The organism is Pseudomonas sp. DG56-2, from assembly GCF_004803755.1.
Classification (GTDB): Bacteria; Pseudomonadota; Gammaproteobacteria; order Pseudomonadales; family Pseudomonadaceae; genus Aquipseudomonas; species Aquipseudomonas auratipiscis.
In genome coordinates, this window is sequence record NZ_CP032311.1 from 3,175,313 (window position 1) to 3,187,648 (window position 12,336).

The window sequence follows — 12,336 nt, forward strand, 5'->3', positions numbered from 1 at the left end:
TTCTTATCATTCTCGACGCCGCACACGGGGCCTGCCTGATTTACGCCCCGCTTACCCTTTGTTCCAGGAGAGATTTGACATGGCGTCGCGCTTCAACCTCAGCCCCTTGAGTATTGCCTTGCTGGCAACACTGGGCTCCTCCACCCTCGCCGCAGCCCCCCTGCAACTGCAACCCGATGAAGTGCAGATCCAGCCAACCGACTTGCCCGTCGATGGCACCCGCCAGGCCATCGAACTGGAAAACACGCGGGTGTTGGGAACCGCCGAAGAAGAGCTCAAGCAAGCACCAGGTGTTTCGATCATTACCGCCGAAGACATCAAGAAGCGCCCCCCCGTCAACGATCTCTCCGACATCATCCGCCGCGAGCCTGGGGTAAACCTCACCGGCAATAGCAGCAGCGGCGCCCGCGGCAACAACCGCCAGATCGACTTGCGTGGCATGGGCCCGGAGAACACCCTGATTCTCATCGACGGTAAACCCTCCACTTCGCGCAATGCCGTGCGTTACGGCTGGAGTGGCGACCGAGATACCCGTGGTGAAACCAACTGGGTGCCGGCCGAGGAAGTCGAGCGTATCGAAATTCTGCGGGGTCCGGCCGCCGCGCGTTACGGTTCAGGCGCCATGGGTGGTGTTGTGAACATTATTACCAAGCGTCCGACCGAAGACCTGCGCGGCTCCATGACCCTGTACACAATGCTTCCGGAAGACGATGCCGAGGGTACAGGCAAGCGCGTCAACTTCAGCCTGAGCGGGCCACTGACCGACAGCCTGATCTTTCGTGTCTACGGTAACCTGAACAAGACCGACGCCGACGACATGAAAATCAACGCGGGACACCAGGCCTACGAGGAGTCCTTGATGGCCGGACGCGAAGGTGTTCGCAACAAGGACATCAACGGCCTGCTGAGCTGGAAGATCGACCCGTCCAACAGCGTAGACCTGGAGTCAAGCTACAGCCGCCAGGGCAACATATTCGCCGGCGACACCATGCTCAACGCCGGCGGCGAATTCGTCGAAAGCCAGGCGGGCAAGGAGACCAACGTAATGCAGCGTTCCAGCTTCGCCGTGACCCATCGCGGTGACTATGATTGGGGCACCTCCACTGCTGCATTGTCGTATGACCTGACCCGCAACGCCCGCCTTAACGAAGGCCTGGCAGGCTGGGGCGAAGGCGCCCCCTCGGAAAGTGCCGGCAGCTTTGAGTCACGCCTGCGCAATACCCGCGCCACTGGCGAAATCAACCTGCCGCTGAACATGGGCTTACAGCAAGTACTGACCCTGGGTGGCGAGTACCTCTACGAGTCGCTGAACGACCCAGGTTCGCTGCGCCCGCAAAGCTATGATCCAGGCGCCGAGCTGCCAGGCTTCGATCGTAGCCAGACCAAATCGACCGCCCGCAGCTTTGCCCTGTATGCCGAGGACAACATCGAAGTCGGCGAGAACACCATCGTTACACCAGGGCTACGCTATGACCATCACGAAGACTTTGGCAGCAACTGGAGCCCGAGCCTGAACGCTTCGCACCAGATCACCGAAGCCCTGAGCGTCAAGGGCGGGATCGCCCGCGCCTACAAAACCCCCAACCTGTACCAGGCCAACCCCAACTACCTGCTCTACAGTCGTGGCGGTGGTTGCAATTCCAGCGAGGCCAACAACGGCGGTTGCTATTTGCTCGGCAATGCCAACCTCGACCCGGAAACCAGCGTCAACAAGGAATTGGGCCTGGCCTATGACAAAGGCACCTGGCGCACCAGTGCCACTTACTTTCGCAACGACTACAAGAACAAGATCGAGGCAGGCAACCAGACCTTGTTCCGTCTACCCAACGGCCGGCGCATCCTGCGTTGGGAAAACACCGGAAAAGCAGTGGTACAAGGGGTGGAAGGCAATCTGTTCATCGCGCTTGCACCGAGCCTGGACTGGAACACCAACTTCACCTACATGATCGAGTCGGAAAACAAGAAGACCGGCGAACCACTGAGCATCATTCCCGAATACACGGTCAACTCCACCCTGGACTGGAACGCCACCGATAAGCTCTCCTTCCAGCTTAACGCCACCTACTATGGCAAGCAGGAAGCGCCGAGCTACAACGCCAGGGCCAATGAAACCCTCGATCCCAAGGTGCAAAAGGATGTCGATCCCTATGGCCTGGTCGGAATCAGCAGCGGCTACGAATTCAACAAGAACTTTAGCGTACGCGTCGGGGTCAACAACTTGTTCGACAAACGATTGTATCGCGAGGGTAATTCTGACGAAGCCGGTGCATTGACCTACAACGAAGCAGGCCGCGCCTATTACGCGTCCTTCACCACTTCGTTCTAGATTCCTACAAGGGGCCGTCCAATTGTGTGGCGGCCCGCTATGGTTAAGCTCGAAAAAGCTCACACTTTTGTAGGAAATTTCGTCAAACATCGCCGATTAGTTCAACACAGCGGTCCTCGCCGTACAATTCACCCTTAATTCGACGTATTGTTGGCGCCCTTCCGGCCCAGGCCAGAGACGCCTCTCCTGAATGACTCGGGAATTAGCTTACATACTCGACAAGGAGCTGAACTTTGACCTCGGTGTTAATAGTTGACGACCACTCCACCATCCGCTTTGCCGTACGTATGTTGCTTGAGCGGGAAAGTTTCACGGTTGTCGGTGAAGCCGACGACGGTCATAGCGCAATACAGAGCGCCCGTGACCTGAGCCCGGATGTAGTCATACTGGATATCGCCCTGCCCGGCATGGACGGCTTGAGAGTCTTGCAGCGCCTGCAGTTACTCGAACCGGCACCACGGATCATGGTACTGACCGGGCAATCCGCCGAAATGTTCGCCCGCCGCTGCCTGGACGCCGGTGCGTCGGCCTTCGTACGCAAGGATGAAGATCTCGAATCCTTGATGGCTGCGCTTAAAGCTATGATCAAGGGCTATTCGATTTTTCCTGAACTGTCATCGCAACAAGGTCCGCTACTGAATGAACAGCAACGCATGGCCAAGCTGTCCAATCAGGAACTGACGGTGCTGAGGCTCTTGACCGAAGGGCATTCAAACAACCTTATCGCCGATAGCCTTCACCTGAGCGCAAAGACCGTCAGCACCTACAAGACCCGCATCATGGAGAAGCTGGAAGTGGGCTCATTTGTAGAACTGGTCGATCTGGCGCGCCGTCATCTGCCCGGCCAATGAGCCTGTTCAAGGCCTTTCTGATTGGCGGGCTGCTCAGCCTGCAATCGCTGTGTGCCCTTGCGGCGGAGGTAGGCGAGCCTCGACAACTTCTGGCCCGTTCGATCAGCAGCAGCGAGGCACTGTCCCTGTCCAGCGAAGACAGGCAATGGCTCAAGCACAAGCAACACTTGCTGCTGGGCACCACTTTTCCAGACTACCCCCCTTCGATATCAATGCCTCCAACAACGACTATGAAGGTCTGACCGCCGATTATGCTGGGCTCCTGAGCGAGCTTCTGGGCATTCGTATCAAAGTACGCCGCTTTGCCAGCCGGACCGAGGCAATCGCAGCCTTGCGTGCCGGCAGAATTGATCTGCTGGGCAGCTCCAATGCCTTCGAGGCCGACGATAGGCAACTGGTGTTAAGCCGTTCCTACACCGAAGACCAGCCTGTGATCTCGATTGGATCAGGCAAGTCGCTGGGCCTGAACGACAAACTTGAAGGGCTGCGCCTGGCCATGGTCGATCACTATCTGCCCAGTGCCGTAGTGAATGCCCTATACCCGAAGACCAAACTGCAACTGTACAGCTCCAACCTGGCGGGTCTGTCTGCCGTCTCACTCGGTCAGGCAGACGCTTTTCTGGGGGATGCGGTGAGCAGTGATTACCTGATAACCCGCATCTATATGGGAAGCGTGCAGATTGATCACTTCATCAAGAATTTGCGTGGCACCTTCGCTTTTGCCCTGTCACGTGACAATCCCGTATTGTTGCGCCTGGTCAATCAAGCGCTGGATCGTATTGGTGATAACGATCGCTTGAACATCCTTCGACGCTGGACCAGCGGCAGCAGCCGGGTGTTGCTCAACCGCAGTAGTTTGAGCCTCAGCGCCGCGGAGCGTACCTGGATAGAAGAGCATCCTCGGCTTAGGGTAGTGATCAACAAATACTTTGCGCCGATGAGCTTTTACGACGACCACCAGCAGTTTCGCGGTATCACGGCCGATGTGCTGGATCAGATCAGTCTACGTACGGGCCTTAAATTCGACATCCATGTTTCCGACTCACTGGCGGATGTCGCCAGCCAGCTTGAGCAAGGCAGCGCTGACATCGCCGGTTTGCTGCCGCCAACGCCCGCCCGTGAATACACCTTGTTGTTCACCCGCCCCTACCTGATTACCCCGCTGGTGCTGGTTACCCGCGCCGACAATCACAATGTGCGCAGCGTCGAGCAACTCAAGGGCAAGCGCCTGGCGTTGATCCGCGACTTTTCCCCCGAGCCCGAGTCGCGTCTGAACCTCAAGCAGACTGCGCTGCTGGAGGTCGACGATCCGCTCTCATTAATGGAGCTGGTCACACAGGGCAAAGCCGACGCCGCCATCAGTTCACAGATAAATGCCGCCTACTTCATCAGCCGCATGTTCAAGGACCGACTGCAGATCGCCTCTATCTATAGCGACCAGCCCGGGGTCGCTTCTTTTGCGGTATCGCGCAACACACCACTGCTGCACTCGATCCTGGAAAAGGCATTGCTCAGCATCCCCCCGGACGAAATGACCGAACTGACCGGACGCTGGCGAACCAACGCGTTGATCAGCGACAACATCTGGTACAACTACCGCGGCCTGATCCTGCAGATCCTGTTCGGTGCCAGCCTGCTGATTGCGGCGGTTGTGGTGTGGAATCGCTACCTGCACAAATTGATTCGACAACGCCGAGAAGCCGAACAGGCGCTACAGACCGAACTGGGTTTCAGCAAACGCTTGCTCGACGAGCTGCGCCTGGCCAAGGAGCAGGCCGAAGATGCCAGCCATGCAAAGAGTACCTTCCTGGCAACCATGAGCCATGAGATCCGCACGCCAATGAACGCAGTCATTGGCTTGTTGGAACTTGCCGTCAAGGATGCCGAACAGGGCCGTGCCGACCGCACCTCGCTGCAAGTGGCATTTGAATCTGCCAATGGCATGCTGGAGTTGATCGGCGACATCCTCGACATCGTCCGAATCGAGTCCGGGCACATGACGCTGGAGCCTAAACCGACGGACCTTAACGCCCTGATCAGATCCACGGTACGCGTCTTCGAGGGCAACGCCAGGCTCAAAGGGCTGGTTATCGACACCGACTTGCAGCCCACCGGCAGCCTGGTTGCGGTCGATGCCCTGCGCCTCAAGCAAATTCTGTCGAACCTTGTCAGCAACGCAATCAAGTTCACTGACCGGGGGATTATTACCGTCAGCCTGCGCAGCGATGCGCCTCAGCCTGGGCGCCTGCACATTCAGCTTGCAGTCAATGACACCGGCATCGGAATCAGCACCCAGGATCAGCAACGGCTGTTTCAGCACTTTTCCCAGGTCGGTACGCAAACCGCCCGCCAAGGTACCGGCCTAGGGCTGATGATCAGCCGTACCTTGTGCCAGCTGATGGGCGGGGATCTAACCCTCACCAGTGCTCCGGGCGAGGGAACGCGCGTGGAGATTGGACTCGACCTGCCTCTGGCAGCCTCTGCAGAGCCCATTGATACCGCGGCAGCACAAACGCCCCTGGGCATGCCAATGCAATCTATCCTGGTGGTGGACGATTACCCCGCCAACCTGATGTTGCTCGAGCGTCAGCTAAGCCTGCTCGGTCATCGCGTGAGCCAGGCCAGTCACGGTCATCAGGCTTTGGCCCTGTGGCAGAACGGCCACTTCGACACGGTTATCACCGACTGCCATATGCCCGGAATGGACGGTCATCAATTGGCGCGACGCATCCGCGAGCAGGAACGCCAGCAGCGCCGCCCCGCCTGCCTGATACTCGGCCTGACCGCCAACGCCCAGGCTGAGGAGCGCGAGCGTTGTTTGGCCAATGGCATGAACGACTGCATGTTCAAGCCAATCGGCCTGGCTGAACTGCGCCAGCATCTACAGGTAAAAGTCATTCAAGGCGCATCGCCGCGCACCGCCAAAGACCCTGTGCATGGCAGCGGATTCGACATCGACAACCTGCAATACCTGACGTTGGGTGACCCAGGATTGATTCGTCGCTTGAAGCGTGAGTTGGCGCGCAGCAATCACGAAGACCTCGAGGCGTTGCGCCAGCTTGGCCCGCTCCCGTCTCGCCATGCCCTGCGCGCCCTGGCGCACCGGATCAAGGGTGGTGCCAAGATGCTCAAGGCGCGCGGCGTGGTGGCTAACTGCGAAGCATTGGAACAGGCCTGCCTCGGCGCGGCCACGGATGTTCAACTCAAAGAGCTGCTCGACACGCTGGAGCAGAGCCTGCTGACCCTGGAAAAGCAGTTGGCACAATCTGCTCCGGTGTAAAACGCCCTACTCAGTGCAACTGTAAGGTCGAGTTGATTTGACTGATGGCATCGACCACATGCCGTGAACCCTGCTGAATCTCCAGAATCACCTCCCCAGCCTCGTTGGCCAGTTCCACGCCTATCCCTGTGCGGCTCAAGCTCGACTGCATACTCGCTACCGCCGTCAACGACAGGTCATGGTTCTGACGCACCACCTCGACAATTTCCAGTGTTGCCTTGCTGGTACGCGCGGCGAGGTTACGTACCTCATCGGCGACCACGGCGAACCCGCGACCGTGCTCACCGGCCCGCGCGGCCTCGATGGCAGCGTTGAGTGCCAGCAGGTTGGTCTGATCGGCAATGCCGCGAATGGTTTGCACAATCTGTCCGATCAGTTCGGACTGCTTGCTAACCGCATCGATGCTGCGCGCGGCTGCATTGAGGTTCTGGGAAATCTCTTCGATGACTTGCACCGTCTGCTGGACGACCTGGGAGCCTTTGCGCGCGCAGGCATCGTTTTGTACCGAAGTGGCATGCGCGGCCTCGGCGGCGGTCTGCTGGGTGCTGACCTGAGAGGTAATGTCACTGGCAAACTTGACCACCTTGTACAGGCGTCCACGGATGTCGAAGATCGGGTTGTAGGAGGCTTCCAGATAAACCATCTGCCCCTCCTTGTTGATGCGCTCAAAACGGTGCGAGTGGTATTCGCCACGGTTGAGCGAGGCCCAGAACGCCTTGTAGGAGGCCGATTCACTCTCACTTTTGTGACAGAACAGGCTGTGGTGCTGACCGACTACCTCGTTGTGCCGGTAATGCATGGTATCGAGGAAGTTCTGGTTGGCCTTGATTACCTTGGCATCAGGGGTAAATTCGATCATCGCCATGGAGCGGCTGATGGCCTTGATCAGGCTCTCACTCTCGTGCTCTTCTTGAACGCGACGGGTGATGTCAGATGCCAGTTTGATGATGCTGGTAACTTGCTGCTGCGGCCCGAGTACCGGCATGTAGCTGGCCTCGAGCCAAAGCTCGCGACCTTGATGGTCGATGCGCGCAAAGGTTCCACTCTGCGCCTCGCCACGTGCCAGCCCGTGCCACAGTTGGCGGTACTCTTGGCTGTTGACGTAGTCCTGCTCACAGAAAATCCGATGATGTTTGCCACGAATCTGCTCAAGGCTGTAGCCCATGGTTTTGCAGAAATTATCGTTGGCATCGAGAATAACGCCATCGGGACTGAACTCTATCATCGCCATGGATCGGCTGATGGCTGCCAACTTCGCAGTGATGGTGCCAAGCAAACGGTTGCACTGCTCTATTTCGGCCAGATCGGATTTGCGATGAAAATCAAACATCGTACCGCCCTCGTTTGCTTAGGTTTGCTGAGCATAGATGGGGCTTGGCACCGTGCAAGCACTCTGACATCACCGTCTATCGGCGGACCATTTGCCGTCTTAGCTACTCTCCCGCACGACCAGTTCGAATCCCAGATCCTGGTTATGTACCGTGCCGCGTTTGCCATCGAGCAAACCGAGTAAAGCCTGCGCTGCACAACGGCCAATGGCAGCGCGTGGTGTGCGTATCGAGGTCAGGCGCGGAACCATGTGCGCCGAGGCCGGAAGGTCATTGAATCCAACCATGGCCACCTGCTGCGGGACTTTCACCCCCAGGCGCAGGGCCTCCAGGATTGCCCCTTGGGCCAGGTCATCGTTGCAGAAGAAAATGCCATCGACATCAGCATGCTGCGCCAGCAACTGGCGGAACAACTCACCGCCCAGGCCAATCGAAGACGGCTGCGACGAGAGCAGCTGTAGCTCACTGGCATAGCGACCGGCGTCAACCAGCGCCTGACGAAACCCTTCGGCCCGTTGCATTACCCGCGGATCCAGCTGTGCAGCAATAAAACCCAGGCGCTGGCAGCCCCGGTCGAGCAAATGCTGCGCCGCGGCCCCGCCGGCCTGGTGCTGGGAAAAGCCCACCGACATGCCTTGCTCCTGGACCCCAAGTTCCATCATGTGCACACAGGGAACGCCGCTGGCGGCAAGCATCTGCTTGGCCGCATCGCTGCGGTCAAAACCTGTCAGCAGCATGCCGCGCGGCTGGTAGGCCAGATAGTTGCGAATCAGGTTTTCTTCTTCGGCGATATCGTAGTGATAGTTACCGATCAGCACTTCAAGGCCGCGCGGGCGCATCACTTCGTGGACCGCTTCGAGCGTCTCGATGAACAGCTGGTTGGACAGCGACGGGATCAACACCACGATTGACTCGCTCTGGGCCGATGCCAGTGCCCGGGCAGCCGGATTGGCGACGTAGCCCAAGGTAGTCGCCGCCTGCTTGACCTTTTCGACCAGCTCAGGGGCAACCGTGCTGATTCCACGCAAGGCACGCGAAGCGGTGATCGGGGAAACCCCGGAGAGCCTGGCCACTTCCGCCAGGGTAGGACGACCGGTAGTACGAGAGCCGATGCGGGTCATGGATTTTTATTTTCGACTTGCAAATTGTTGGGAACGGGCACTAAGGTAGCGCTGTCTCAGAGCACAGGCAATGCATAACTGCAGGTGACCTGAAATGAGCATCCAGACTGCTAAATACAAGATCAATAACATCTGGGTAAGAAGCGCCCGAGCAGTACTTGTCTCGGCTCAAGATAGCGCTATCTTTCCCTGCAGGAGGTACCGATGAATCCATCCCTGTCCGCGATCGTGGTAATGGGCGTAGCTGGCTGCGGCAAAAGCTGCGTCGGTGCCGCCATTGCCGGCCTCAGCGGTGGTCGCCTGATCGAAGGCGATGCCTTTCACCCCGCGGCCAACATCGACAAGATGAGTGCCGGCATTCCCCTTGACGATGACGACCGAGCCGGCTGGCTGATTCGCCTGGGCGAAGAGCTGCAGGCCACCCTCAAGTCCGGCGCACGCCCCATCCTTACTTGTTCGGCCCTGAAAAAACGCTACCGCGATGCCCTGCGTCATGCAGTGCCAGACCTCGGTTTCGTGTTTCTCGACCTGACGCCCGAAGAAGCCAGCCGCCGGGTACTCGCCCGCCCCGGGCACTTCATGCCCGCAAGCCTGATCGACAGCCAGTTCGCCGCCCTCGAGCGCCCCGATGGCGAAGGCCTGACCTTGCCACTGGACGCCACCTTGCCGGTGGAGCAACTGGCCATGCAGGTAGACCTGTGGCTAAAGCCCTGCGGTGAGCCGGTGTTGGCGCGAACAGCCTGAACAGGCGGTTTTCCAGCTCACCCGAGATAGCGCTATCTCGACCCGTAAACGTTGCAAATGCTCCGCCCACAACAACGACAAGATGAGGCACTGAACCATGTTCGGTTTGGCAACTGATACCTACCTGCTGCTTGATGCGGTAGTCACCATCGTCGGCCTGGTGCTACTGATCACCCATTTCAAGGTCCACCCCTTCGTCGCCTTGACCCTGGCTGCCGGATTTCTCGGACTTACCTCCGGCATGCCCGTGGCCAAAGTCATGAAATCGTTTCAGGACGGCTTTGGCGGCGTACTGGGCTTCGTCGGTATCGTCCTGGCCCTGGGCACCATGCTCGGCAAGTTGATGGCCGATTCCGGCGGCGCCGACCAGATCGCGCAAACCTTGATTCGGGCGTTTGGCAAACAAAAAGTGCACTGGGCAATGATGTTTGCCGCGTTTCTGGTCGGCATCCCCTTGTTCTTTGAAATCGGCTTCGTGCTCCTGATTCCACTGGTATTCATCGTCGCCCGGCGTTCAGGGGTGTCGCTGATCAAGATCGGTATTCCGTTGCTGGCTGGCTTGTCAGTGGTGCATGGCCTGGTTCCTCCACACCCGGGCCCGTTACTGGCGATTGGTATCTTCAACGCCGATATCGGCAAGACTATTTTCTACGGCCTGATCGTCGCCCTGCCCACGGCGATTATTGCCGGGCCGTTGTATGGCAATTTCATTTCCCGCTATATACCGGGATCGCCATCGCAAGAGTTGATGGACCAGATTGCCCGCGAATCAGAACAGAAAAACCTGCCCAGCTTCAGCGTGACGCTGATTACCGTGCTGCTGCCGGTGTTCCTGATGCTGCTGAAAACCTTCGCTGACGTGGTACTTCCTGCCGAGCACATCGTGCGGCAATGGATGGACCTGATCGGCCACCCCATCACCGCCCTCCTCGCCGCCTTGTTACTGGCCTTCTACACCTTCGGTGCGGCTCGCGGCTTCTCCCGCCAGCAGATCATGAAACTGCTTGATCAGAGCCTCGCCCCCACCGCCGCCATCATCCTGATCGTGGGTGCAGGAGGTGGCTTCAAACAGATGCTGGTGGATACCGGCGTGGGAAATGTCATCGGGGAAATGGCGGTGCAGGCGCAAATATCGCCGATCATGCTGGCCTGGCTGGTTGCTGCGGTGATTCGCATCGCAACCGGCTCGGCGACGGTGGCAACGATTACCGGTGCCGGCATCGTCGCGCCGGTGATTGGCATGATGCCCGGCGTCAATCGCGAGCTGCTGGTACTGGCGACCGGCGCTGGATCGTTGATCCTCTCTCACGTCAACGACGCCGGATTCTGGCTGGTGAAACAGTACTTCAACATGACCGTGGCAGAGACCTTCAAAACCTGGAGCATGATGGAAACCATCCTCTCGGTGGTCGGCATCATCTTCATCATGCTGCTGTCACTGGTGGTCTGAGACGCAATGCAGGCGTAGCGCAGTCTGTTGAGGACTGCATCTACGCCTGAACTACACCTTGGTCAGAACGCCGCTTTGAAAATCGCCTCAATCTCCTCCTGACTGGCCACCCGAGGGTTGGTCAGGCCGCAGGCGTCTTTCAATGCGTTGATGGCCAACGTCGGAACATCAGCCTCCTTGGCACCCAACACCGCCAACCCCGCCGGAATATCAATCTCGCGAGACAATTGCTCGATCGCAGCAATCGCCGCCGCGGCGCCCTGCTGCGCGTTCATACCCGATACATCCACACCCATGGCCTTGCCCACATCGCGCAACCGCTCGGCACTGACCTTGGCATTAAAGCGTTGTACGTGAGGTAGCAGAACAGCGTTGCACACTCCATGCGGCAGATCGTAGAAACCACCCAACTGATGAGCCATCGCATGCACATAACCCAACGAGGCATTGTTGAATGCCATGCCCGCAAGGAACTGGGCATAGGCCATGTTTTCCCGCGCCTGCAGGTCGCTGCCAGCGGCTACCGCCTGACGCAGGTTGGCACTGATCAGTTCAATGGCCTTGATTGCGCAGGCATCGGTAATCGGTGTAGCGGCAGTGGATACGTAAGCCTCGATGGCGTGAGTCAGCGCATCCATCCCGGTCGCGGCAGTCAGGCCCTTGGGCATGCCAGCCATCAGCGCCGGGTCGTTGACCGAGAGCAAGGGCGTGACGTTACGGTCGACAATGGCCATTTTTACGTGACGGGCTTCGTCGGTGATGATGCAAAAACGCGTCATTTCACTGGCTGTACCAGCCGTGGTGTTGATCGCAATCAGCGGCAGTTGCGGCTTGGCCGAGCGGTCGACGCCTTCGTAGTCGCTGATATGCCCACCGTTGGTGGCGCACAGGGCAATACCCTTGGCGCAGTCATGCGGTGAGCCGCCACCCAGGGAAATCACGCAATCACAGCCCTCACGCTGCAACTGCGCCAGCCCCTGCTCGACGTTGGCGATACTGGGGTTGGGTTTGGCACCGTCGAAAATCGACGAGTCGATGTCGCGCATTGCCAGCATTTCGGCGATGCGCTCCGCAACGCCGGCTTTGGCCAAGCCTGTATCCGTAACGATCAGGGCCTTGCGCAATCCATAACCGGCGATGGCGGCCATCGCTTCGTCCAGGCAATCGATGCCCATGATATTGACGGCGGGGATGAAGAACGTGCTGCTCATGGCGAAATCCTCATGCAAAATTCCA

Annotated in this window: 7 protein-coding genes and 2 pseudogenes; 5 read left to right on the forward strand and 4 right to left on the reverse strand. The window is 58.6% G+C overall.

Annotated elements, in window-relative coordinates:
• Positions 1-79: 79 nt before the first annotated feature.
• From D3Z90_RS14210 to D3Z90_RS14220, 3 genes and pseudogenes are all read left to right on the forward strand, one after another.
• A complete protein-coding gene (locus D3Z90_RS14210) occupies positions 80-2,326 on the forward strand; it encodes a TonB-dependent siderophore receptor (protein WP_136476578.1) in 2,247 nt (748 codons plus the stop codon).
• Positions 2,327-2,559: 233 nt separating this feature from the next.
• A complete protein-coding gene (locus tag D3Z90_RS14215; RefSeq protein ID WP_136476580.1) occupies positions 2,560-3,177 on the forward strand; it encodes a response regulator transcription factor in 618 nt (205 codons plus the stop codon).
• Positions 3,174-6,457, forward strand: a pseudogene (locus tag D3Z90_RS14220) (transporter substrate-binding domain-containing protein). The gene D3Z90_RS14215 and the pseudogene D3Z90_RS14220 overlap by 4 nt, the downstream one beginning before the upstream one ends.
• A gap of 10 nt (positions 6,458-6,467) precedes the next feature.
• On the opposite strand, the gene D3Z90_RS27370 reads toward D3Z90_RS14220, so the two are convergent.
• The 3 genes and pseudogenes from D3Z90_RS27370 to D3Z90_RS14230 form a co-directional block, all read right to left on the reverse strand.
• Positions 6,468-6,911, reverse strand: a complete 444-nt coding sequence (locus D3Z90_RS27370; RefSeq protein WP_371922319.1) for a methyl-accepting chemotaxis protein — start codon at positions 6,909-6,911, stop codon at positions 6,468-6,470.
• A 93-nt stretch (positions 6,912-7,004) separates the two neighbouring features.
• Positions 7,005-7,787, reverse strand: a pseudogene (locus D3Z90_RS27375) (PAS domain-containing protein); the annotation flags it as partial.
• A gap of 99 nt (positions 7,788-7,886) precedes the next feature.
• A complete protein-coding gene (locus tag D3Z90_RS14230) occupies positions 7,887-8,906 on the reverse strand; it encodes a LacI family DNA-binding transcriptional regulator (protein ID WP_136476584.1) in 1,020 nt (339 codons plus the stop codon).
• 204 nt (positions 8,907-9,110) lie between these two features.
• Here D3Z90_RS14230 and D3Z90_RS14235 point away from each other — a divergent pair, with 204 nt between their 5' ends.
• Both D3Z90_RS14235 and D3Z90_RS14240 read left to right on the forward strand, forming a co-directional pair.
• Positions 9,111-9,650, forward strand: a complete 540-nt coding sequence (locus D3Z90_RS14235; protein ID WP_136476586.1) for a gluconokinase — start codon at positions 9,111-9,113, stop codon at positions 9,648-9,650.
• 97 nt (positions 9,651-9,747) lie between these two features.
• On the forward strand, positions 9,748-11,100 hold the full coding sequence (locus tag D3Z90_RS14240; protein WP_136476588.1) for a GntP family permease: 1,353 nt from the start codon (positions 9,748-9,750) through the stop codon (positions 11,098-11,100).
• A gap of 62 nt (positions 11,101-11,162) precedes the next feature.
• On the opposite strand, the gene yiaY is transcribed toward D3Z90_RS14240, so the two are convergent.
• Entirely contained in the window at positions 11,163-12,311 is a 1,149-nt protein-coding gene (gene yiaY, locus D3Z90_RS14245) for an L-threonine dehydrogenase (RefSeq protein ID WP_136476590.1), read from the reverse strand.
• Positions 12,312-12,336: the final 25 nt, after the last annotated feature.